This window comes from Desulfurococcus sp., assembly GCA_026626905.1.
Lineage (GTDB): Archaea > Thermoproteota > Thermoprotei_A > Sulfolobales > Desulfurococcaceae > Desulfurococcus.
In genome coordinates this window covers 81604-104551 of the sequence record JAPNUX010000003.1, presented here as the reverse complement: position 1 = coordinate 104551, position 22948 = coordinate 81604, and the positions used below count along the sequence as shown (strand labels likewise).

The window sequence follows — 22948 nt, the reverse complement described above, 5'->3', positions numbered from 1 at the left end:
TTGTTTTCATGGTTTTATTCTTAGCTCTTTCATGCACTTGTTCTTGGAGTAGGTGTCTGCTAGGTGTAGTGGTAGTGGTAGTTTTATGTTTTCTCTTAGGAGGCTTCTCACTATTCTTACAGCGTCTTCTAGTTTAATCTTGTATCCTATGCTAACGTAGAGTCTGCTCCCGCTTGGTGTTTCTATGACTTCTCCTACAGGCATGCCGTGTGCTACTATGATTCTCCTGCCTTCTACTACTTCTTCTCTACCGTAGAGTGGCTTCTTGGCTACACCTATAGTAGGCTTCCCTAGGACTAAGCCTATGTGTGTTGCTATACCGAGGGCTCTTGGATGGCTTAACCCGTGCCCGTCGACTAATACTACGTCTGGTTGAACAGGGAGTTTCCCTAGTGCTTTAAGGTAGACTGGAGCCTCCCTGAAGGCTAGAAGCCCCGGGATGTAGGGTATAGAAGGCTTAGAAGACTGGCAGGTGTAGGCTTGCAGGAAGCCTGACTCACAGTCTACTAGCACAGCGCTGGCGACCTGAACCCCCCTCCAGTATGCTGCGTCAACCCCGGCAGCCAGCCTAACTCTCTCCACCCTAGGGAAGAATGGAGCCTCCGAGAGAACCCGGCTCCCTAGAATCCTCTGAGCTCTAATAGCTCTCTCATAGCTGAATCCAGCCATTACGAGTACACTTCCAGGCATGCATCCTGCTATTTATGCTCTGGACTCCATATTTAAGAGTGGTGTCTACTGTGGGGTTTAAGCCTAGTGATATAGCTAGAGTCTTCGAGGCTCTTAGAAGCGAGGGCGTGAAGGCTGTAGTTATTGGCGACACGATACCACAGCTACTCCTCGGTACAAGGGAGCTGGAGGGAGACTTAGACTTATTCGTCTACGAGCCGAGCCCTCTCGTAGACCAGGATTTCTACCGTGAGCTTGCATCAAGGCGTGGATGGGAGGTTTCTTCAACAGAGATTGGTACAGTTAAGCTCATAGTGCCATTAGAAGACGGCTACTTGAGTGTCGAGCTCTACGAGAACTACATGGATCTCGAGATACCTGGGAGAATACTCGAGGAAGCCGTGGAAGTAGAGGTTGATGGTGTTAGAGTAGAGATGCTGCCTCTCGAAGCCTACCTAGTGTTAAAAGCTAGGCAGGGAGTAGACCTCGATAAGCTCGGAGAGTACGTGAGGAAGCTTGGTAGAAGAGTAAACAGGAAGCTTGTAAAGGAGCTTGCAGGCGAGTACCCTGAAGACGAGTACGAGCTGATACTAGATAGGCTTAGAGAAGCAGGGTTAAACATATAGCTTTAAAACCGTTTAAGCCATGTATAAGGGAGACAGGTGGTTACCAGTGCCTGTAAACGACCCCGAGCTCCAGAAGATAGTCTTCAATAGAGTACTCAACAAGATGGTGTGCAGGAGGTGTGGTGCACTAAACCCGCCGGGTGCAACAAAGTGCAGGAGGTGTAAGTCTAAGGGTACTCTACGCCCGAAGAAAGCTATTAGAACAGCTGTGAAGGCCGGCGGGAAGACAGCAGGCTAGAGTTTTCACTCAACCCCCGGCAGCCAGCTTCTCATATAATAATAGTGCTACTACTCCTAGAAGCACATTATAGTAGTAGTATAGAACCCTGTACTTTAACACTGTGGATGGATCGAGTAGGAGTGAGAGAGCATATTCAGCCGCACCACTACCCCCTGGAGTCGGCAGCATGCTGAATGACTGCATAAGGTAGTAGGCTTCAACACTCCTCAAGATGTCTCCTAGAGTACAGTGCTGCTGGAGAGGGATTACCGCCAGCCCCCACAGGGTATTATAGACTAGAGTGAGAAGCCATAGCACGATCTTAACGCTTAAAGGCGTGCCAGCTGCAACCCTACTGTAGCTTTCAGCGAACTTAAAGTAGTATCTACGAAGCCGGCCTGTAATCCTCCCCAGGAAGCCCTTGTTTTCTTCAGGCTCTGGATCCAGGTGTCTCAGCCTCCCTGTACTGGACACTCTGATCGAAGCGTACAGCCATGCTGTAGCAGAGAAAAGAGATACCAGGAGTACAGGGGTGCTGAGAGGGAGTAGCTTAATGCTCGCGAATACCGCGATAACGCTGACTGCTACAACATCATAGTAGACCTCGTAGATTACAATAGCATACGACTCAGTGAGCGGGATCCCTGTTCTCCTAGACACATAGTATGCTCTAGCAGGCTCACCCCCAATTGCTGAAGGCGTGAGGCTAGCCATCAAGCCTCCTATAAGCCTGACAGCCAGGTACTCTACTAGCGGGAGCCTCCTCTTCACAGTAGACTCGACTAGAATCTTAAGTCTTACAGCTGAGATAGCCCAGCCGGCTGTAAGCAGTGCTATGGATAGAAGAGTACCCGGGGAGTAGAGCTCTAGAAGAGAAGTAAGGGAGGATGTAGCCACGCCGTAGGCTAGTGCTACAGCACCCACTATTAAAGCAGTAGCAATCAGGCTCCTAGTTATCCTGGACTCCATAGACTACACCAGCTGTGCTGGAGCATCCTGCCCCCGGGCAGTGATATTTAAACCCCCCATCAAGTTATTATGTGCTATCCTGGTGGAAGGGATGAGTCTTTAGCTACAGTGAGGATCAAATTGAATCCCTGAGAGTTGATAAGCAGCGGCTGAGAGAGATCATCAAGGAGCTTAAGAAGTGGAAGGCTCACGCCACGATACTGCTAAGCCTCTACATACCTCCAGGGAGACCTATTGGAGACGTACTCAACCTGCTACGCCAGGAGCTCTCGGTTGCAGGCAACATTAAGCTCAAGAAGACTAGGAGTGCTGTAGAGAGAGCTCTCTCAGTAGCTATTGAGAGGATAAGTAAGATCCCGAAGATCCCTGATAAAGGACTAGTATTATTCACAGGCGAGAACCCTGATACAGGCGACTCTATTACAGTCATGCTAATACCCCCCGAGGAAGTCCCATTATTCTTCTACAGGACTGACAAGGTATTCCACACAGAGTTCCTTGAGGAGATGGTCAGTGAATCCAATATCATAGGGCTTCTACTAGTAGAGCGAGATGCTGCTACAATAGGCTTACTCAAAGGCAATATACTCCAAGTAGTAGAGGAACTCGAAGACTACATTCCAGGAAAACACCATAAAGGCGGGCAGAGCCAGAGAAGGTATGATAGAATAATAGAGCAGATGGTCGAAGACTTCTATAAGAGAGTAGGAGAGCACGTCAACCAAGTCTTCCTGCCTCTACTAGAGCAAGGTAAGCTTAAAGCAATCCTGCTTGGAGGGCCAGCGTACGCTAAATACGATTTCATTGAGAAAGACTACTTAGACTACAGGCTCAAGAAGATCGTGCTGCCAGAGCTCATAGATGTATCATATCAGGGTGAGCCAGGGTTAAGAGAAATGATCATGAAAGCCCAGGATCTACTAGTAGGACAAGAATACGCTGAAGCCTTAAAGACCCTCGAGGAATTCAAGTACCATCTAGCGAAAGATGATGGAATGATAGTGTACGGCGAGGAAGAAGTCCGCAATGCCCTTGAAATGGGGCTGATTGCAGTACTCCTCATAAGCGACACTAGAGAAGACATTGAAGAATGGCTAGAGCTAGCAGGCAGGAGGGGGGCGAGGACACTAGTGTTAAGTGATAGTATACCTGAAGGCGAGTGGTTCACTAAAACATTCAACGGGCTTGCAGGAATACTTAGAACACGGATATCATGGTAGCATTAAAGCAGGCGTTAAAGCCCGAGCTCGCAAACCCTCCTCCATCAAAGTAGTTGAGAAGAGAAGGCTCTTTCGTAATCTACTAGGAAATGTCTAGGAGTTCTCTAGCTCCAGAAATTACAGGTGTAATCCATTTTAGCGAGAAGAGTAGTTCATTCTCCGATATAGGCCGAGGGTGTGCAGATCACGGAAAGAGCTGAAGACTAGGTTCCAAGGTGGAGAAAGCCCGTGGAACGAACTATGTGAGATACTAGAAGCTTCAGATACTAAGCTCGCTCTCAGGCATGTGAGAGCTGGCAAGTCACTGAAACACTGTATAACTGCAACTATATAACTGTGTGAAGTATATAATTTAAACACTATTACATTTTAGTGGTGATATTAATTACGTCGGGAAAGACGCAGCAGGATGAAACGTTAAAACAGAAATTCGTTAATTACTTAAAGGAATGGGCAGGTAGCGCTACCTCGATAATATGTCCTCGTTGGTTTGATCATTATAAATGTGTCCCTGTATTATCTTTACTACTCTCTTGCATCCATATTCGCTGAAGGAATCAGGTTTTATTCAAGGTGACAGGAGAAGAAACATTTCCTCTCTTTGGTTTTTGTTTATCAATTATTCCTCCCTTAATAGCCTCTCACATCATTTTTGTTTTGGAGCGGACTTTCTTTAAAGCTAATTATTTAGAGCAGACTTCAAAGTTAATTATAATAAGAGTATTTAGTATATTTATAGCGATTATTTCAGCTCTGACTTTAACCCTTACTTTCATACCATTATCACTTACCATTTTTACAACTTATTTTTCTCTTGCAGGAATTACTGCTTTTATTTTCACATCTCATGACCTGATTAAAAATCTTAAATTACTAGATAATAATAAACAAAATAAACAAGCTATTGTTGAAATGAGACACAGCCTCTTGACAACTATATTAGCTTACTCTATTTGGGGAATAATATTCATAGTTGTTACTATCACGTCAGTTCTATTATCTAGATATGCTCCTAGTGAAATAGTTGAACGTAGCGGGTTATATTGGTTATTCACAGAAGGTCAGATCATCTTATACATCAGCTTAATGGTCTATTACGTAATTGGCTTTGCTATATGGGTCACTCTAGTTATATTCAGAAAAATACTTGAAGTATAAAGATGCTTACCCTAAACATAAAGAGGCTTGTTTACTGAAAACTTCATATGGAAATAAGATGTGTGAAAGAGAGATAAAAGGAAAAACAGAAATCTGTTAATCGGTTTCAAGCTTTTACTTTAAACCAATGCTTAAATTCGTTTTCCACCCATCTATTAAACCCAATAAAAATTGTTCGGCTCATCTTTCCTTAAGCGAAACTCTATTTTAAGGCTACTTGAATGGCTTTTTCTTTCGGCATCCTATCGTTAGTTTAATAAGTGTATTTGCATGTATTCTTCTCTGTATTCCCCCTCTTTCCTAGCCCTATAGTCCTCTAGCCTAGATCACTTAAATTTCCTGTCTCAACATCCCACAGAATATCCTTCCGAAGAATTCATCGTGGCTACTATTTTCTCTTAGGTTTCTGGGTCTTTTTCTCTTTCCTTAGACAGTCCTCTCCTAACTTCTTCTCGGCTTCTCTGGCCTTTCTCTCCCAGATATCACCTCCTGAAGACTACGCTCATAGTATCTCATAATATTTCTTCCTCGCTATCACGAACTCCTCATGGACGGTGAAACATCAGCTGTACATAATGGTGGAACTCTCCCTCGTTCTTGCGCTTCGTGTAGAAGCATATGTTCGGCCAGGATAGATTTTGATGAGCCATTATTAGGTTTAAATTGTATTCTCCTGCTTTGCTCGGAGTGTCTATTAACTTCTTTATTGTAAAGTTCTGTAACTCGTCCATGTAGAGGGGAATACGAGCCTCTTCTTCCTAGATACACTACTTTTCGAAAAAGCTACCAGCTTGATCTTCGTCGTGAGCAGAGCGCTCATCAAAATTATTGTTCTTTTATCAATTCCATTGTCGAGCTTTACCAAGAGATTTTCCTGCGTCCATTAACCTCTCTCAGATTGAAGGAGGATTCTCTGGAAGGAAAACATCCTCTGAGCCTGTTATCGCTAAGGAAGGCGTTGATCTGTTCCGGGCAGACTCCATCTACTCCTTCCTTGTCTTCCATGCAAGGCTGTTGAACCTCTGAAGGTACTTCTTTGCGGTCAGGTGGGAGACCCCTCCAGGGTACTGCATCTGAAATCCTCATCAATTAAAAGCGTAGCAGATCCGTAGGCTTTGGCTCAGTCTCAATGATGGTAATCAGCGAGTTTCTCCTCATGCCTTTTCATCCTCGGGCAGGACACCTCCTCTCAACAGCCTCCTAGTCCTTTGGAATCCAGATATTCCTAAATCCCACGTAGATGGGGGCAAATAACAATTGATAAGAGATCTATGTTGAAATAAAAGTTCCTCACTAGGAAAAGATGTCCCTGTAAAGAGCATAATTCATTTCAGTGGCTTGCAGGGAGCAGGGCTCACGTAGGAGACGCTATAGTCATTCTTCTTCGATTTTCCGTAAATGCCGGATCATAATCCCAAGATGAGAGTGGGCCCGCGGGGACTTGAACCCCGGGCCTCCGCCTCTCCTAGCACCGGGCTTGTAAGGGCGGCGTCCTAACCAGGCTAGACGACGGGCCCTAAAGCTATTTTATTGATTTACTTGAGGTTTAAATAGGTGTCTTCTAGGAGGCTCCATGCTGTTCTATGCTGTTTAGCTTGAACTAGGTTGTTATTGCTTTAGCAAGCCCAGGCGGGTTGTCTATCGGCCTGTTCAGTTTTACCCCGAGCCGGTATGCTAGTAATTGTAGTGGTAGAGCAGTGATGACAGGGTAGAGGTGCCTATCCAGCTGCGGTATCTCAATGCATACACCTCCATGCCTGCACGCTGAGTCGCTGGATGCAACTGCTATGAGAGGAGCACCCCGGTTTAAGACTTCTAATGCTATCCTAGAGTATAGTTGCCGTGCCCTCTCTTCACGCGGCTCTACGAGTATAACAGGGAATTTCTCCGAGATCAAGGTGAGAGGACCGTGTCTCAGCTCACCCAGCTCTACTCCTTCAGCGTGTATCATTGCAGCCTCCTTAAGCTTCAATGCTCCCTCAAGAGCTATCGGGTAGGTTATCCCGCTGCCAGCTACATAGGCGTTCTCGAATAACGGGGTCTCCTGGACTGCTCTAGTGACACTTGAATCCAGTTGAGGGAGAAGGGCTTTAAGCATTCTACCCGCTTCTCTCACATTCTCAACAAGCCTACTGTACTCAGTGAAGCTCTGCCTCCCCGTGTAGATCCCAGTGTATGTTGCTAGGAGTAGAAGCGCGACTACTGTCGCTGAGAAAGACTTCGTAGCTGGTACAGCTATCTCCGGGCCGACACCTATTGGAAGGTACACGTTTGACTCCAAGGCAAGCCTGGAGCCAACGTTATTGAGGACACCTACTATCACAGCCCCCCTCTGCTTCGCTAGCTTAACACTGTTTACTACATCGCTTGTCTCACCACTCTGGCTTACAGCTATGATTACTGAGCCTGTTGACACGGATTCAAGGGTTGAGTAGGGGAATTCTGCAGCGGAGACAGGTGTAACGGATATCCCGGCTAGCTCGTTGAAGTAGTATGCTGAAACCATGCCTGCGTAGAGGCTTGAACCATTAGCTACAATGTACACGTCTCGGGCTCCGTGAACTATCATTGACGCAAGCCTCAAGTACTTCTCCATAACTGATATTGTAACTCTATGAAGAGCCTCCGGTATCTCGTATATCTCCTTCAGCATGTAGTGGGGGAACCCGGCTTTATCAACGTATTCAACACTATACTTAGCCCGCTTGCTCTGGAGGACTTGGAGGTCTACGGGTTCACCTGTAGTAATCCTGTAAGCAGTAAACTCTCCCAGCTTTACTAGTCCAGCCATGCCTTCCTCAAGCACGTACACAGTGTCGGCGATCCCGTAGAGCGATGGAATATCACTGGATAGAAAAGTGCAGTCTGATCCAAACCCCACGACTAGAGGCTGCCCGTTCTGAATGAAGAAGACTCCTTCAAAGCCGCTGGCTAGGAATGCAAGCGAGTATAATCCTTTAAGCTCGCCTCCAACTCTTAGTAGTGCTTTAACCCAGTCTCCTTCAACTCTATAATACTTCTCGAAGAGGTGTGCAGCGACCTCTGTATCTGTCCTAGACTTGAAGACGTGTCCTTCTCTCTCAAGCTTCTCCCTGTACTCCTCGTAGTTATCTATTAAGCCATCGCCTACAACAGCTATTCTCCCAGAGCAGTCTAGTAGCGGGTGGGTATTCTCGTATACAGGCCAGCCTCTGCTAGCATACCTTGTATGAGCTAGGACAATCCTGGAGGGAATGCTCTCTAAGTCAACCTGCCTGGCAACACTATCAAGGTGGCCTGGCGCCTTCCTAACCTCCAGCCCTCCATTAGAGGGGAATACTACGCCGGCTCCATCATAACCCCTGTAGAGGAGGCGGCGTAGAACAGTGGTTACAAGACCCCTGCTAACTACCCCACTGCATACTGCAGCGAAGATACCGCCCACAGAGAGCACCAGAGAAAATAATAGTGAAGGCAGCTTAATTAATTATGCAGGCAGGGAGGTGCTTTATGCCGCGCTACACGGTAATACGGCTTGAAGACGCGTGGAGCCACTTCACTAGTAAAAGCGTGAGCACTCGGTACCTTCAAGCATATAATCTCAGGGTGAACTGGCTTATCAACAGGATCCTTAAGCCTCATGGAGGCGTAGCCTTCAGCCTCAATACTGGTGAATACATTGCTTTAACTAATACTGTAAGCAGGGGTATCCATGTTGAATTCCAAGCTAGACTTGAAGAGGAAGCCAGGGTCAGGGTGAGAGTAGCCTCAGTAGTAGCCTCAAACCCTGTTGTAGCGTTACTCAGTGCATCACAGTACTTCAAGAAGAATACATTCTACTACGAGGAGGGGGGTGGGGAGGCATACCACATTATATCACTGCTACTCCCGTTCTCCAGCGGCTACGATGCGTACGTAGCCTACAGTACTTTAAGCTACAGCGTGTTAAAGAGTATTGAGAGGTATGGAGGCCTAGTGGTTGAGAGAGCAGGGTGGGCTCTAACCATCCTTCTAGGTGGAGGACTCGAGGAGGCGGTTAGCGAGCTATCCAGAATAGGGTTCGTGGGAGCCGGCTCCTCCCGTATAGGCCTGCAAGCCTACGTGAATTCCCTGAAGGCTCTTAGAAGAGCATTGAAGAAAGGAAAGCCTGTAGTAGTAAGCGAAGCCAATTAAGGGAACTCTGGGTGTCAGGTGTGGGGCCAGCTCATCACACTAGCTCGCCGGTAATACCATTCATCATCCCGGCTCCAGCATTCGGATGTAGCTAGGGGTAAAGACTCTTATATTTCCGAGTACTGAGCGTTGAATACGGGTTGAGCAGGCTGCTACTCTAGTGAAGCCTCGCCTCCAGCAATCTTTACCTTCCCTAGCTGCCCTCTAGACCGGGCGAAGCCTATATACAGGTTTATGATTCTAAGGGATTGTGCAGCCTCCTCAGTATAGTAGCATGAGGAGTCAACTATACTTCCATCCACTAGTCTCGCCACAAGCTTCTTAAACCCCTTCTTCTCGCAGTCAGCGACTTCTACTCTCTCAACTAAGCCTATCATTGCGAGAGACTCTATGTGTCTAAGCGTGCAGTTACTCCAGCACACAATATATTTTCTCAACTCTTCATCCACGTAGACCACCATTAAGCTGAGGGTACCAGTGGATACAATATAGTGCATCCATTATTAAAATTAAGCCTGCTGCATGCATCACGACGTGTAATCCCGCCTCGGAGTACAGAGAAGGAGGGGTAGCCGGCTGGGATTACAGCAGTCCATTAGCCCTCCGCTTTAAAAAGCATTCTAGAGCGAGATTCTAAGCGGGTGCACGTATGAGCTACAGGCGTGAGGAGACAATAGGGGATAAGCTGAGAAAGCTATTCACGAACGATAAGGATCCAATGGAGAAGAAGGCTATCATAGCACAGTACAGAATTAAAACTGCTATAGGCAGAATAAACAACTACCTGGATAAGCTGAGTGAGAGAGACCGCGAGCTATTCGAGGTGATAGTGGAATCCCTAACCAGGAAAGATGAGCTGAGAGCTAAGATGTATGCTAAAGAGGTAGCTGAGATAAGGAAAGTCAGCAAGCAGCTACTAACAGTACAGTACGCTCTCGAGCACGCTGCCTTAAAGCTCGAGACGTTCATAATATATGGTGGAGCAATCAACGAGATAGCGCCAGTCCTAGGAGTCATAAGGGAAGCTGTAAACATACTGAGAGGTGTAGCACCCGACATCTGGGTGGACCTCCAGTACGCTGTAAGAGAACTCGAGGCGGCTGTCGGAGCTGGAATAGTAGACCTAACAATGGATGTCGGCACTGGATTAGACAGCGAGGCAAAGAAGGTTCTAGAGGAGGCGAAGATAGTAGCAGAGCAGAAGATGAGGGAGAGGTTCGCGGAGCTACCCAGAGGCGTTGTTCCAGAGGGAGAAGCAGCAAAGACTGCTTAAGCCTGCATCTCGAGCTAGTTTTTCCTTTTAGCTCATGTTTTCCATTCAACTACTTGTATCAGCCTCTGGTTAACTACTCTATCAATACTCTTCAAAGCGTTCCTAAGCTCCTCTCTCTTAACCTGGTAGTCTTCTACGCTGAACGGGTTGACTTCAACACTAACGCCTCTAGCAGTAATCGATATGGAGTCGGGTTTAATGCTGATAGCTGAATTCCTGGTTTTAATGCTAATGGAGGACCCCTTGGACTCGATGGAGAGAACCATGTACTCCGGCCTGCTTCTAAGAACAATTACTCTCTCGCCATCTACTACAAGGTAAGTGTAGGGTGAAATCCTCGACACGCCTTCTACACTCCCGCTGGCTTTAAGCTTACCCTCTAGTGTGCGAAGGCCTCCTGAAATACCCTCCACAAGCCCGGCTAGCTGTGATGCAACATTAATAGTTTTAGCATCGAGCTCGCGGCTTCTGACAACCCTGCCCCTAATACCTTGTGATATATCGCTGAGTACTCTCACTGCTCTCTCAATACTTGCTAAAGCACTACTCATGGCGGCACACCGCTGTCAACCTCATTGAGACCACAGCTTATAAATCTCATCGATTATATCAGTGTCTACTACCTCTCTACCCTTACTCTTCGACTCTACTATAACACGCCCACTTCCCTCTACAACATACCCGACAATACTGTGCTTAACGCCAAGCTCCTCTAGCTTCCCGAGGAGCCGGAGGAGGTTTCCCGGGGGTGTAGTAGCAACTATGCATCCACTACTAAGTAGCTTAAGGGGGTCAACGCCCATGCTACCTGCAATCTCTTCAACCTCTCTTTCAATAGTAAACTTTTCTCTTTCAACAATGATATCCTTTCCGCTTGCTATAGCTACCTCTCTGATCGCCTGGAGGACTCCTCCCTCTGTTGCATCATGCATAGTGTTAACGTAGTTCTTTATAGCTAGGGCTGTTTCAACCACGCTGACCTCGCTTATGAAGCCTTTAGCTTTCTCAACCACATCTACCGGCACTCCTCTCCTGAGGAGCATGTCCTCGAAGTCCCATGCTATGACTCCAGCGCCTTCGCCAGCAATCCTCCCTACGACTAGAACGTAGTCGCCTTCTCTTGCATCCCTAGTAGTGATAACTCTCCCCGTAGTGTAGCCTGCTACAGCCATGACTATAATAGGTCTCTCTAAGCCTGGCGTGACCTCTGTATGCCCTCCCACTACAACCCCGTTGATCTCGCTTAGAGCTGAAGCCATATCCCTGAACAACTCTTCAATCTCTCTCACACTGTACTGTGGGGGTAGGAGTACAGTAGGCATAAACCACCTCGGTCTCACTCCTCTCACAGCTACATCATTGCCGGCAACGTGTACAGCCAAGTAGCCTGCTCTTCTAACCCCTGTAGTTATAGGGTCGACGTGGGCTACGAGGAAGCCGTCTCTAAATCTTATTACAGCGGCATCCTCACCTTGAGCCGGCCCTACAATGAGGTCTGGGTCAGTGAAGGGTAGTAGTGAGAGCAGGCTGCTCATAGTGCTCCACGGTAGCTTCCCTGGTTTAACCATGTACTCCAGCACCTCGCTCTCTACTCTTAGAGCCTATGATTCAAGTGAGTTTAAAGCGGTATCTACCTGCTGTTAAACCCAGTTTTAAGGCGCAGTCCCTGCACACGTATTCTACTGGTGTCACCTGGATGAGGCAGTCCTCACATCCTATTCTACCGCAGATCTTGCAGTAGCTGATCGACAACTGCCTACCGCAGATCTCGCAGAGTGCTTCACTACATATACTACACAAGTTCTTCTCGTGATCGTAGTCGTCGCTGCATACAGCTCTACCGCAGAGCCTGCACTTGTATACAGCCTCTTTTTCACCGCAGATCTCACACTTCAATACTAGCACCCAGCTGATAGCTGTCACGGTGCTACATCGTAGAGTCTTGCTATGTTGTCAACCATAATCCTGTACGCGTACTCCTCGTCGAAGACACCGTTCTCCAAGTGCCTTCTGATAACCTTCGGGATCTCCCAGGGGTATGCTGCCACGCCAGGCCTAGCTGGGTCATCGATGAAGTCTGATTCTACTGTAGCATTAAGCGGCTTCTTCGAGGCGAGCTTCTCGCTGAAGTTCTTCACTGGTATAGTGTAGCTTAAACCATATTCTTCAGCTGAGAGAACTGTATCCATGCCTGCATGATGCAGCACTATCCTCCCACTACTACTCTTGAGTGCTTTAGCCAGCCTGCTAATAGAGAATGCTGTAATCCATCCAGCCTGCTCGAGGTGTAGGTGGATGACTGCATCGTAGTCTCTAGCAGCCTCTAAAGCCTCCATCATGATCACCTCTGACAGCACTATTCTCTCAACACTAGTACTGTAGTGCTGCCTGCCCACCTCGCCTACACCGTCTAGTAAGCCTCTCCCCAGTGCATCTCTAATCAGCTTTAAGACTCCTGCAGCCAGCTCGTAGATCCTCCTCCCGTCGAGCCCGCGCCTATAGTACTCGTCTACTTCAGCTGGATGAAACCCCATTAATCTAGCCACCTTCAACCCGTGCTCTCTGAACGCCTCTGCCTCCCTGTTGAGGACTTCAAGAACCTTTATGTAGGATTCCACGCTCGGCTCGCTCACCCCGTAGTGGTATGGTGGTAGAGCGACAAGTGCTACAAACCACCCGCCCTCCCTGCGGAATCTCTCCGCTATCCTGCCAGCGCCTAAGCCTCTCACAGGGTTTGTATGGAGGTGTGCATCACTAAACAACATGAGCTTACACCAATAGCTTTTTCTCTGGGATTTTAATGCAACCTCCTAGTTTAAGCTTGCTCAAGTCAACGATAACCGAGTTATTCAGATTTTATATAACCCTGTTATACATGAAGTAGTTAAGGGTGCTGGATTATGAGTCAAAGCCGCCCGAGATACACGTTAATCGATATACTTGTGCTAGGTGTTACAGCAGCTGTGTTCAGTGTGCTCTTCTACGTGTGGTGGGATGTATACTATGCTGTAAAAGCTGTAGGCGGTCCTGTAGTTGCAAGGCTTGTAACCTACGGGTTATGGTTTATGCCGGCTCCACTTGCAGCCTCACTAATACGTAAGCCTGGAAGCGCGCTGCTAGGAGAATTCCTGCCAGCTCTCCTAGAATCCATTATACCGACGCCAGGCGGGTTAACTAACGCTATCTACGGTGTAGCGCAGGGAGTCTTCAGTGAAGCATCCTACACGTTATTCTTCTACAGGAAGTATAGTCTACTGCAAGCTGCAATCGCTGGGGCTCTGCCAGCTATACCAGCGTTCACCCTGGACGCACTCCTCTTCGGCGATATATACCCGGCTCGTGAAGCCGTCATAGTGGTCTCCGCTATAGCATTAAGCGGTGCCATCTACGGGATGCTAGCCTATACTATTGCTAGAGTTGTCTCAGGGAGATCTGAGTAGAAGAGCCCCGGATACCCCGGGCTCCACTAATAGTTTTTAAAGCTGGAGTTCCTCATAAGGGTTTAACTGGATCCTCAGGTGTAAACAGTGGTAGCCCGCATTAAGCTGAAGAACAACATCATTGAGGTTGAAGGGAAAGCTTACTCTGCCACCCAAATGGTTTTCAAAGGAGTTTTCACCGGTAGACTACTCCTCTCCAGGGAGAAAGTTGAAGGCTTCCTCGACGCTAGTGGGGAGGTAGGAGTATTCATTGAGGATGAATGGGTTTTCGTAGAGGGCGGGTTTAATCCAGGCAGTCTAGTAAAGTCTATATCAATCCATGAGACACCAGGCTCCCTGCTAGTGCTAGCAGGAGGCAGAAGACTGAAGTCTAGTGAAGCCCTCCTAGAGCTTGATAACGCTAGAGTAGTAGTAAACCTGACTCTACACCCCTTAAACCTTACAGCAGCTCTAGAAAACCCCTCACTAGAAGTCTCCAGGAAGGCCTTTACCACGGTGATCAAGATTAAATCTCTCTAATAGGCTCAGGGAGCCAGGGGAGGCGCGGCATCGGGGGAATACTCCTCTTATGCCGGCTCCTCCTGTGGAGATCTAGTACCCTCTGGAAGACTGTTAAGGGTAGTCCTGTCGCCTCTACAGCCTCCTCTAGGCTGAGCCCTCTATCTATAAGCGAGTAGAATACTAGGTCTACTGCCTCATAGCTCAACCCTAACTCTTCTTCAGCTAGCTGGCCCTCCCAAAGCCTAGGTGAACTGGGCTTACTCGTGATAGCATCAGGGATCCCGATGCGTCTAGCAAGCTCTCTCACCTGAGTCTTGTAGAGGCATGCCAGCGGCTGTATATCCACGCCGCCATCACCATGCTTCGTGAAGTAGCCGAGGAGGAGCTCGCTTCTATCGCCTGCACCGACAACCAGGCCATTCAGCTTGTTAGCATAGTAGTAGAGTATAGTCATTCTAATCCTAGCTCTAAGATTCCCTACTGGTAGCTTATCGCTTAGAGTAAACCCTGGTATCACGCTGTAGGAGTCAACTACTCTATCAATTGGTATGACAATGTACTCCACACCGAGGTCTTCTGCAAGTCTTACAGCATCCTCGACGTCGCCGGCTGGTGTCACCCTTGTGTCAGGTAGTATTAGAGCGAGAGCCCGTGCTGCACCAGCTGCTTCAACCACAGTCTTTAATACTACAGCTGAATCTACTCCTCCACTCAACCCTACAATCAGTCTTCCAGCCCCATGTTCATCCGCGTAGCTCTTAATGAAGCCCGCTACTACATCTATAACAGTATCCCATGGTAGAGAAAGGAGATCCCTTACTGTTATCCGAGCCAAGCTACTCCACCATGCATCCCGGGTACCGTGGCCGTGTTATCCTGGAGCCGCCTGTAAACCCTGGTACTTTATCAAGCATGGTGTTTTAAACGATCTCTGCTTCCAGAGCAGGTGGTTCTATACTCTGCATTCATATCTCTCTCGTATACCTCGCCGCGTGGAGTTTTCTCCCTGAAAACCCTGCCCTCATACACGTATATTCTAGTTGATTCATCCAGCCAGCAGTCAGGCTTCAACCCGGCTTTAATGCATGTTTCAGCTAGAAAAGTCTCTTCATCCCAGCAGTATTCTACTGGCACAGCAGGGAGGAGAGTACCCTTAAACCATCCTTTCTCCGCGATTAATCCATGCCTCCCGATAGCTATGAGTGAGGGAAGCCTCCATCTATCTTCAACTTCTACTAGCACCGGCTGGGAGAGCACTGTAACCTCCACTATAATATCATCCAGCTCCCATGCCTCCACTGGGTTGAAGCGTGGGTCGCCTACTGCTGCTTCAATTGCAGACTCAATTGTAGACTCTACTAGACTGTACACTGGGGCGAGGAACCCTATACACCCGCGTAGCGCTGTCCTCCCTGATGCATCCAGCTTCTCTATGGTTGTAAAGGTCATTCCAGGCCTCTCCAGCTTCACGGGGATACCGTGCTTAGAGTAGTCTACACGCGTACCTCTCGATACGTAGGCTTCTATAGCCTCCCTCGCTAGTCTAACAAGTAGAACACCTTCATCAAAGGTGAGCTCTGAAGGGTGAACCGGGCTTGCAGGAGGCTTACTTGAATCTAAAGCACTGCTTCTCCTAGGATCCCTCATGCATCTCAAGCCCCGCTTACATTATCTAGAGTGTTTCAGCCCCCTTCTTTAACTGCTTCTGGTATAAGCCTAGCTTGTCTCTCGCCTCGCTTAACACGGCTTCAATCATCCTCCAGTGGCTTCCCACCCAGTATACTTTACCGCAGCGCGGGCAGATCCAGAAGTCCTCGTGTAGAGCGTAGACTCTAGGAGGGACTCTACCGCTAGCCTCCTTCTTAGTGATTTTTTTAAGAAGAGTATTATCTTCAGGGCATCTTGTCTTATCGTAGTCCACGTAGAGTCTTATACCAGTTAAACTAGCTATCTTCGCCAGCTTGACTGCGAGATCCTCATCCCCCAGTAGAATACTCTTTAATCCTCTTTTAACAGCTCTTCTATGCAGCCCTCTATCCCTTGTCAGTATTATTCTTCCTTCAAGCTCTGCTCTCCTCAGTATCATCCAGTCCTCCATGCTATTCTCGTAGACTGTATCATAGCCTAGTATCCTCAGCCACCTGGCTAGAGAACCCAGCATTGTGTCAGCTATGAATTTCGGCTCCTCGCTCATACCATTAAACCCAGTATCGCTAGGGTTACAGTCCCTTATTAAGAAGAGAAGTAAGCCTGAAAATCCTTCTTCAAGCCGGGTACGAGGGCTAGCGAGCGATAACTAGAGCGTAGAGTACATCTCTCTCAGTGACTATCCCCTGGAGAACCCCGTCCTCATCCACCACTAGTACAGAGCTCACGTTTTTATCCAGCATTTCTCTTACAGCTTCAGCTAGATCATCATCGGGTTTAACTGCTACGAGATCACTCCTCATTAAATCCCTTATTCTCTTAGAGTGAATCTCTCTTATATCACCGCTAGTAGAATCCCTTAAAGCCTGATGACTTCCAAAGTATCTCACTACGTCGACAGCTGTCACTATACCTGCTACTCTATCCTCGTGTACTACTGGCAGCCTTCTAAACCCGTAGGCCACCATTTTCTCGAGAGTAGCCTTCAACGTGTCGTCAGCGCTAGCTGTGACAACAGGCTTCGACATGACTTCCCCGGTCTTTAAGCCTGTGGAGGTTACACCGTAGAGGTATTTGACGAGGTCGTGCTCTGTTAGAATACCGTAGACTGTGCCATCCTTGTTTAAGATGGGGATAATGCCTATTCCATGAGTAATCATGGATTCAAGTACTTCTGTGAGAGTATTATCAACGTAGAGGTATACTGGGTTCCTCACCATTATGGTCTCAACAACCTCTTTCTCGAGAGCCGAGTAGAGGCTGTATCCATGCCTGCTCTCAATAATCCTGTAGTATTCTCCACCACCAAGATAGCTTATCACGTCGCCTAGAGTTAGAAGTCCTTCAAGCCTTCTATCGCTGGATGATACTATAAGCCCCCTCCCGTGGGAAGCCATCTCCTCGAGAGCCCTCATTACTACTGTTGAAGGAGAAACCATCCTAGGGTTTCTTCTAGCTAGAAGCTGAAGCTCTCTCTCAGCTCTATGAATACTATCATTAAAGTTAGGGGTTCCATCACTTCTAAGCCACCTATACGAGTCTACATGCCTGTAAGGACGGTGTTTTCGGGGCCTAGAGACGTGCATTCAAACACCACTATTAATATCCAATGTCAAGCCTAATTAATTTTGAGTAAGCTCCACCATGCTGCAGGCAGTTTTACACTAGATGATTCAACCAGGTGTTCTAGCTGCATGAACTACTTCCACGGGATTCAAGCCTGGATTAAACACGAGAGTTAACGGGAGAATACCTGTTAATGCTAGCACAGTGGATTTTAATGCAAGCATGTAGTGTTCATCATAGTCTAACGGGTTGAATAACCCGAGCCTGCTTAAACCTGCTGCAAAGAAAACTGGTATCCCAGTGGCTAGACGCCTAGCAAGCTCTGAGAGAGAGTACTCTAATACAAGCTTTACAGCAGCCCCACGGTAAGCCTTCACGTACCCTCCTATATCCCCTCTATCAATGGATTCAGCGAGAGGCTTAGACAACTTGAAAATATAGTGTAAGCCTCCTCCAGTATAGGGTTTAACTAAAGGCACGCTGTCACCATGGAATACTATTCTACCAGCGTACACGGGGTTAGAGAGAGGCTTACTCCTCGGGATTACACCCCCGAATGTTTCCACACGGCCCCCGATTTTCACGCCGAATACTCTAGCTGCATGCTTAATAGTCTTGTCGAGTAAGCCTGGTTCAACCCTATTGAATCCCCCTCCAATTAAAGCCGTATCCTTATCTAGTGGTATAATCCAGGAGAAAAACCCAGGAGTTAAATCACCATAGGAGACATATACTGAATCTGTATCTATATTCTCCACCCTAACCCTGGATTGTATTCCAGTTATAAATCTAGGGTTAGAGTTTAATAGACTGCGCTTAAACCTTCCCACAGCTCCCTCAGCTACAACTATCATGCTGCACTTGTATTCACCACCCCCTGCTAGTATCGAGTTTACACCCCCCGGTTTAGCCTGGGCTTTATAGAGTATTCTATGACCCCTCCTTTCTACAAGCTCTGCAAGCCTCTCCTCTAGTTCCGGCCTGGCTACATGGAATATGAAGCTCTCCTTGTAGGAGACCTCGAAGAACCTGTTGAAGACGTTAAAGTACACCCTCTTGTAGGAGGCGTCGAATACACTGCCTACAAGGCTTCTCACAAGTCTAGCAGTCTCAACACCAATTAAGCTGCTGCAGTGAAGAGGTATCCCGGGTCTAGCGTGCTCCTCGAATACCACTGTATCCTGGAGGCCTATAAAACCAGCTACTGATAGCCCGGCTGGCCCAGCCCCCACAATACATACATCAGCTTTAGGCATTAGTATCCTCGAAATCCCTGCTAGTGACTCTTAGTGTATACCTCTCAGCTTTTAAAGCCCTCACAATATGCATGAATGCTTCAAGAGGCTCGCCTCTAGGGCCACACGTGTAGACGTCTACTGTTGCAAAACTGTATTCAGGCCATGTGTGAATGCTTATATGGCTTTCAAGCACTATCCCGATAACACTTACCCCGGGGTTTATCTTCCAGGCTTTAATATCGAGTAGAGTGAACCCTCCGACCTCGGCTGCCTCTCGTACTATCTCGGTTAATCTTTCCTCGTCAGCTAGTATTCTAGAGTCGCAGCCGTAGAGCTCGCCGTAGACGTGCCTGCCTATAACCTTCTTGGTGGTAAGCACCTCCATTTTAATCCCCCCTCCCCCTCTAATAGTGATTCAACCCCTCCAATCCTTATAAACTTTACCCCCTATAGTAGATTCACTAGCGTGAGCATGATCACCCCGGGTGAACCGAAATATTTTTACTGCCTTCAAGCTATCCTCTATGAGATGGCGATGATGTATCCTAGTCCAGGTTGACTGGTGACGAAGAGTCTCCGGGGCCGAGCCCGCGTGAAAGGTGGTTGAATATGGCTGTGAAACTAGATCCATGGGGCCATTATAGTATAGACGACTACCTGAAGCTACTCGAGGAGTTCGGAATCCACTCTATTGATGAAGTACTAGGCTTAATGCCGAGACGCCACAAGTACTTTGAGAGGCGTATAGTATTCGGGCACCGCGACTTCGATAAATGGCTTAACGCGTTGAGAAGCGGAGGCAGGGTAGCTGTGCTCACAGGCTTCATGCCTAGCGGTAGACCCCACCTGGGTACAGCAATGGTCTACGAGGAGTTAAAGTTCCTCCAGGAGCTAGGAGCCCACGTGAAGATCGTCATAGCTGATGCTGAAGCATACATTGTTAGACGCGAGGAGAGAAGCGAGGTTATCAAGAGGGGGGTTGAATTCGTAGCCCACGCTGTAGCATGGGGGCTGGACACCGAGAAAACAGAATTCTACTATCAGACTTCTATGGATGTAGAATATTATAGGCTTATACAATTATTCTCGAGAAAGATCTCAATGGCTGAAATGGAGGCAATCTACGGTGAGTTAACCCCCGGTAAGATCATTGCCTCTCTAACACAGGCAGCCGACATACTACACTTACAGCTAGACAGGTACGGAGGCTTCAAGCACGTCCTCGTCCCTGTCGGAGCAGACCAGGACCCGCACTTAAGGCTTACACGGGATATAGCGGATAGATTCAGCCAGGAGTTAGGGTTAGAGAGGCCTAGCTCAATATACCATAAGCTTCTCAGAGGACTAGATGGAAACAAGATGAGTAAGAGTAGACCAGAGTACGCTATACACTTAGACGAGGATCCAGAGACAGCTGAAAAGAAGCTCATGAATGCTTTAACCGGTGGAAGAGCGACAGCTGAAGAACAGAGGAGACTAGGTGGAGAGCCATGGAAGTGCAGTATCTTCGAGCTCTACATGTACCACTTAGTAGACGATGAAAAAGAGCTTAAAGAAATATACGATGACTGCGTGAGCGGCCGGATACTATGCGGTCAATGCAAGAGGAGGGCTGCCGAGAAGCTTAAAAGCCTGTTAAGCCAGCATCAAAAGAAACTTAAGTACACGCTTGAATCCACGGGTAAACTCTTGAGGAAACCCTCCTTCTAAACCTGCTCAAGCCGTGCTTAAAGAGGGTGGTGTGAAGGCAGCTACACCTTTATCTCCTCGAGTATCTCGTCAACTACTCTCAATGGATCCTCAGCCCTAGTTATAGCGCTGCCGACGACAACTATGTCTGCACCCTTCAAAACCAGGCTTCTCACAGCCCCCGGCTTCAACCCTCCTGCAACAGCAATCCTCGCTGAAACCCTCCTCCGCAACTCCTCCACTTCCCTCTCCATATCCAGGGCTGTCAACCCCCTAGCCTTCTGCACACTTATCCCGACATGGTAGAGGATTACATCCACACCCATTCCATCAAGCTCTACAGCCCTCTCAACAGGCCTCGGGTGACCTATTAAGTCTGCTATCACCATCTTACCCCTAGACCTAGCGGTTTCAACCGCTTCCCTTACAACCTCGTTGTCCGCTACAGCTAGAACTGTGAACGCGTCACCACCAGCATCCAGGAGCACACCCCCCTCAATACTGGGTACATCCATAGTCTTCGTGTCAACAACAATAAAGCAGTTAGTAAGATTCTTCAAGGCTTTAACAGCTATCTTACCCCACGCCTTCAAGAGCGGAGTCCCCACCTCAATCCACACACTCCTACACAACGTGTGGGAAGCCACCCTAGTAGCTATATCAGCAGCCTTCACGAGCTCCGTGAGGTCAAGTGCAACCTGAAGTATCCCACCCATGGCTTCCACGAAAACCACATATTCACTCCCAAGCTAATAATCTTAACGTAACACTCTTAGTTTTGCTTGTTTTTAACGTGGGTTAAAAGGCGACGGCGAGTCGTTCACGTGCTCTTAGTTTTGCTTGTTTTGAACTGGTTCCCACCTGGGTTTTTCCACTAGTGTTCTATATGCTTGAATAGTTTTAAACTTTTCCTCAATGAGAGTTTTGTTAGCATTCCACGGGCCCGTAGAAAACCTCTCGTAGAATGCTAGCCGAAAAACTTATAAACCCATCTTCAACGAGTGTTGAAGTCTAGGAGTGGTTGGAGAAGAGAGGCTGTAAGAGGTTTCTCTTGTTTAATCCAGGATAATGCTTTCTGCATCTTTAAGGGATGGGTTGGATTTAATGTAATTTAAAGAGTTAAAGCTGTCACTAGGAGGGCTGGTAGAAGAGGGAGTGGGGTTGGATTCGTGGACGTATAGTGGGCTGCTTGAGTATAGCTTGAAGCTTGTTGAAGATGGCTTGAAGGCTGCTTTCTCGAGGCTGAGGGCTGAGGCTTCAGGAGCGTCTCCGCTAACACTGGATATAGTTGAAGTAGCGTCAGATTATACTTTAAGAGGAGGGAAGAGGCTGCGGGCCTTTCTAGCTCTAATAGGATACTGGAGTAAGCAGTGGGGTGGAGGTGATGTAAGCTCCGCGCTGAGCTTGATGACAGGCATTGAGTTGCTTCAAAGCTATCTTCTAACACACGATGACGTCATGGATAGAGATGAGTTGAGGCGTGGCGGTCCAACCGTGCATGCATGGTTCAGGGATAAGTGTGCAAGAGAACTAAGGAGGGATTGCCCCCACTACGGTGTATCCCAGGCTATAACTGTAGGAGACTACCTTGAAGCAGCAGCTGTTGAGCATATAGTTAAGGCTGGCGCCAGTAGAGGCGTGGCAGCCGAGCTACTTGAAGCCTATGCAGCCGGATTGAGGAGAGTCGCCTACGGCCAGTTCCTCGACGTCCTCTTATCCTACAAGCCTTTAAGCGAGGTATCAGAGGGAGACGTGCTCTTAGTCCACTCGCTTAAAACAGCATCCTACACGGTTGAGCTACCCTTACACCTAGGTGCTATTGCATCCGGCACGCACAGCAGGAGACTCCTAGAGGAACTCTCATCATACGCTAACCCAGCTGGCATAGCATTCCAGCTTAGAGACGATGTAATAGGACTCTACGGGGACCCCGGGGTGACAGGTAAGCCTGTTGGAAGCGATGTTAAAGGCAGGAAGAAGACGCTGCTCGTCGTTAAAGCATACGAGCTGGGAGGCGGGGAGGTTAAGAGGGAGCTAAGCAGGATATACGATGAGCCAGGAGAGGTATCGTTAGAAGATGTAGTATACGTGCAGAGAGTTGTACGTGAAACAGGAAGCCTAGATTACAGCGAGAAGCTCATCGAGAGGTATGTAGGTGAAGCTCTAGCAGCACTAGAAGACTCGAGAGAGATATGCGGGGAGGCAGCTGGCGCCTTAAAGTGGCTGCTCGCGAAGCTAGCTTACAGGGAGAAATAGCTACCTACTACTACACTCCAACTGATCTCCATCTTCATCAGGCTGGATGAGCTTGGATTTCAATAGTGTGAATCCCAGCGCGAAGAGTGATGCTAGAAGAAGTATTACGAAAGCGTATACTGTGAGCTTTAATACAAGCTCTTTTACATTAGAGAAGAACAAGAGGTAGGTGTAGACGACTGCTATTAGAATAGACCCAGTTATCAATGCGATCCCAGTAGCCTTCTTCTTGTTCACGCTACCACCTCAATTAAACCCAATGGAATACAGCTATCCACGACGCTACTATATCCGTGAAAATAGTGTGGACTTGTAATCTAATAA

Annotated in this window: 26 protein-coding genes and 1 tRNA gene; 10 read left to right on the top strand and 17 right to left on the bottom strand. The window is 47.8% G+C overall.

What is annotated here, in order from left to right; all coding sequences use genetic code 11:
• Positions 1-6: 6 nt before the first annotated feature.
• Positions 7-690: an endonuclease V gene (locus OWQ48_02610; protein MCY0868108.1), complete on the bottom strand. Its 684-nt coding sequence runs from the start codon at positions 688-690 to the stop codon at positions 7-9.
• A gap of 50 nt (positions 691-740) precedes the next feature.
• Here OWQ48_02610 and OWQ48_02605 point away from each other — a divergent pair, with 50 nt between their 5' ends.
• Together OWQ48_02605 and OWQ48_02600 are read left to right on the top strand one after the other, a co-directional pair.
• Positions 741-1295, top strand: coding sequence for a nucleotidyltransferase (locus OWQ48_02605; GenBank protein ID MCY0868107.1), 555 nt, complete (start codon positions 741-743; stop codon positions 1293-1295).
• 46 nt (positions 1296-1341) lie between these two features.
• Positions 1342-1533 (top strand): 50S ribosomal protein L40e, encoded by a 192-nt coding sequence (locus OWQ48_02600; GenBank protein ID MCY0868106.1) that lies wholly within the window; start codon positions 1342-1344, stop codon positions 1531-1533.
• 9 nt (positions 1534-1542) lie between these two features.
• Here OWQ48_02600 and OWQ48_02595 read toward each other — a convergent pair whose 3' ends face one another.
• Positions 1543-2484, bottom strand: a complete 942-nt coding sequence (locus OWQ48_02595) for a lysylphosphatidylglycerol synthase transmembrane domain-containing protein (GenBank protein MCY0868105.1) — start codon at positions 2482-2484, stop codon at positions 1543-1545.
• A gap of 128 nt (positions 2485-2612) precedes the next feature.
• Between OWQ48_02595 and prf1 the strand changes: the two genes are divergently transcribed.
• Complete coding sequence (prf1, locus tag OWQ48_02590) at positions 2613-3704, top strand: peptide chain release factor aRF-1 (GenBank protein MCY0868104.1); 1092 nt, start codon at positions 2613-2615, stop codon at positions 3702-3704.
• 573 nt (positions 3705-4277) lie between these two features.
• Positions 4278-4862, top strand: coding sequence for a hypothetical protein (locus OWQ48_02585; protein ID MCY0868103.1), 585 nt, complete (start codon positions 4278-4280; stop codon positions 4860-4862).
• A gap of 1426 nt (positions 4863-6288) precedes the next feature.
• Here the strand turns inward: OWQ48_02585 and OWQ48_02580 are convergent.
• Both OWQ48_02580 and glmS read right to left on the bottom strand, forming a co-directional pair.
• A tRNA-Val gene (locus OWQ48_02580) sits at positions 6289-6379 on the bottom strand.
• Between the two features lie 83 nt (positions 6380-6462).
• Complete coding sequence (gene glmS, locus OWQ48_02575; GenBank protein MCY0868102.1) at positions 6463-8286, bottom strand: glutamine--fructose-6-phosphate transaminase (isomerizing); 1824 nt, start codon at positions 8284-8286, stop codon at positions 6463-6465.
• A 65-nt stretch (positions 8287-8351) separates the two neighbouring features.
• Between glmS and OWQ48_02570 the strand changes: the two genes are divergently transcribed.
• Entirely contained in the window at positions 8352-9014 is a 663-nt protein-coding gene (locus OWQ48_02570) for a GTP cyclohydrolase (protein MCY0868101.1), read from the top strand.
• 152 nt (positions 9015-9166) lie between these two features.
• On the opposite strand, the gene OWQ48_02565 is transcribed toward OWQ48_02570, so the two are convergent.
• The gene (locus tag OWQ48_02565; protein MCY0868100.1) at positions 9167-9511 is read right to left on the bottom strand and encodes a hypothetical protein; all 345 of its coding nucleotides are present in this window, start codon (positions 9509-9511) and stop codon (positions 9167-9169) included.
• A gap of 152 nt (positions 9512-9663) precedes the next feature.
• On the opposite strand from OWQ48_02565, the gene OWQ48_02560 reads away from it, so the two are divergent.
• Complete coding sequence (locus OWQ48_02560; protein ID MCY0868099.1) at positions 9664-10287, top strand: Snf7 family protein; 624 nt, start codon at positions 9664-9666, stop codon at positions 10285-10287.
• A 32-nt stretch (positions 10288-10319) separates the two neighbouring features.
• On the opposite strand, the gene OWQ48_02555 is transcribed toward OWQ48_02560, so the two are convergent.
• From OWQ48_02555 to OWQ48_02540, 4 genes are read right to left on the bottom strand one after another with little or no spacing between them, the layout of a single operon-like run.
• Positions 10320-10838, bottom strand: a complete 519-nt coding sequence (locus tag OWQ48_02555; protein MCY0868098.1) for a hypothetical protein — start codon at positions 10836-10838, stop codon at positions 10320-10322.
• Positions 10839-10859: 21 nt separating this feature from the next.
• Entirely contained in the window at positions 10860-11867 is a 1008-nt protein-coding gene (locus tag OWQ48_02550; GenBank protein ID MCY0868097.1) for an AIR synthase-related protein, read from the bottom strand.
• A gap of 28 nt (positions 11868-11895) precedes the next feature.
• Positions 11896-12183, bottom strand: coding sequence for a hypothetical protein (locus tag OWQ48_02545; GenBank protein ID MCY0868096.1), 288 nt, complete (start codon positions 12181-12183; stop codon positions 11896-11898).
• Positions 12184-12206: 23 nt separating this feature from the next.
• Positions 12207-13052, bottom strand: coding sequence for a TatD family hydrolase (locus OWQ48_02540; protein ID MCY0868095.1), 846 nt, complete (start codon positions 13050-13052; stop codon positions 12207-12209).
• 135 nt (positions 13053-13187) lie between these two features.
• Here OWQ48_02540 and OWQ48_02535 point away from each other — a divergent pair, with 135 nt between their 5' ends.
• On the top strand, positions 13188-13727 hold the full coding sequence (locus OWQ48_02535) for an ECF transporter S component (protein MCY0868094.1): 540 nt from the start codon (positions 13188-13190) through the stop codon (positions 13725-13727).
• Positions 13728-13814: 87 nt separating this feature from the next.
• Positions 13815-14246, top strand: a complete 432-nt coding sequence (locus tag OWQ48_02530; protein ID MCY0868093.1) for a hypothetical protein — start codon at positions 13815-13817, stop codon at positions 14244-14246.
• On the opposite strand, the gene OWQ48_02525 is transcribed toward OWQ48_02530, so the two are convergent.
• The 6 genes from OWQ48_02525 to speD form a co-directional block, all read right to left on the bottom strand.
• Positions 14233-15063 carry an NAD+ synthase gene (locus tag OWQ48_02525; protein MCY0868092.1) on the bottom strand — a complete coding sequence of 277 codons (831 nt, stop codon included), beginning with the start codon at positions 15061-15063 and terminating at the stop codon, positions 14233-14235. The two genes, OWQ48_02530 and OWQ48_02525, sit on opposite strands and share 14 nt — an antisense overlap.
• Before the next feature lie 71 nt (positions 15064-15134).
• Positions 15135-15875, bottom strand: coding sequence for a TIGR00296 family protein (locus OWQ48_02520; GenBank protein ID MCY0868091.1), 741 nt, complete (start codon positions 15873-15875; stop codon positions 15135-15137).
• Between the two features lie 25 nt (positions 15876-15900).
• Positions 15901-16422 (bottom strand): Mut7-C RNAse domain-containing protein, encoded by a 522-nt coding sequence (locus tag OWQ48_02515; protein MCY0868090.1) that lies wholly within the window; start codon positions 16420-16422, stop codon positions 15901-15903.
• An 88-nt stretch (positions 16423-16510) separates the two neighbouring features.
• A complete protein-coding gene (locus OWQ48_02510) occupies positions 16511-17461 on the bottom strand; it encodes a CBS domain-containing protein (protein MCY0868089.1) in 951 nt (316 codons plus the stop codon).
• A gap of 87 nt (positions 17462-17548) precedes the next feature.
• Complete coding sequence (locus OWQ48_02505) at positions 17549-18697, bottom strand: NAD(P)/FAD-dependent oxidoreductase (protein ID MCY0868088.1); 1149 nt, start codon at positions 18695-18697, stop codon at positions 17549-17551.
• On the bottom strand, positions 18690-19064 hold the full coding sequence (speD, locus tag OWQ48_02500; GenBank protein MCY0868087.1) for an adenosylmethionine decarboxylase: 375 nt from the start codon (positions 19062-19064) through the stop codon (positions 18690-18692). Before speD ends, OWQ48_02505 begins: the two co-directional genes overlap by 8 nt.
• Positions 19065-19288: 224 nt before the next feature.
• Between speD and OWQ48_02495 the strand changes: the two genes are divergently transcribed.
• Complete coding sequence (locus OWQ48_02495) at positions 19289-20389, top strand: tryptophan--tRNA ligase (GenBank protein MCY0868086.1); 1101 nt, start codon at positions 19289-19291, stop codon at positions 20387-20389.
• A 41-nt stretch (positions 20390-20430) separates the two neighbouring features.
• Here OWQ48_02495 and OWQ48_02490 read toward each other — a convergent pair whose 3' ends face one another.
• The gene (locus tag OWQ48_02490; protein ID MCY0868085.1) at positions 20431-21084 is read right to left on the bottom strand and encodes an orotidine 5'-phosphate decarboxylase; all 654 of its coding nucleotides are present in this window, start codon (positions 21082-21084) and stop codon (positions 20431-20433) included.
• 439 nt (positions 21085-21523) lie between these two features.
• Here OWQ48_02490 and OWQ48_02485 point away from each other — a divergent pair, with 439 nt between their 5' ends.
• Positions 21524-22624 (top strand): polyprenyl synthetase family protein, encoded by a 1101-nt coding sequence (locus OWQ48_02485; GenBank protein MCY0868084.1) that lies wholly within the window; start codon positions 21524-21526, stop codon positions 22622-22624.
• On the opposite strand, the gene OWQ48_02480 is transcribed toward OWQ48_02485, so the two are convergent.
• Positions 22625-22861 carry a hypothetical protein gene (locus OWQ48_02480; GenBank protein ID MCY0868083.1) on the bottom strand — a complete coding sequence of 79 codons (237 nt, stop codon included), beginning with the start codon at positions 22859-22861 and terminating at the stop codon, positions 22625-22627. It lies immediately after the preceding gene.
• Positions 22862-22948: the final 87 nt, after the last annotated feature.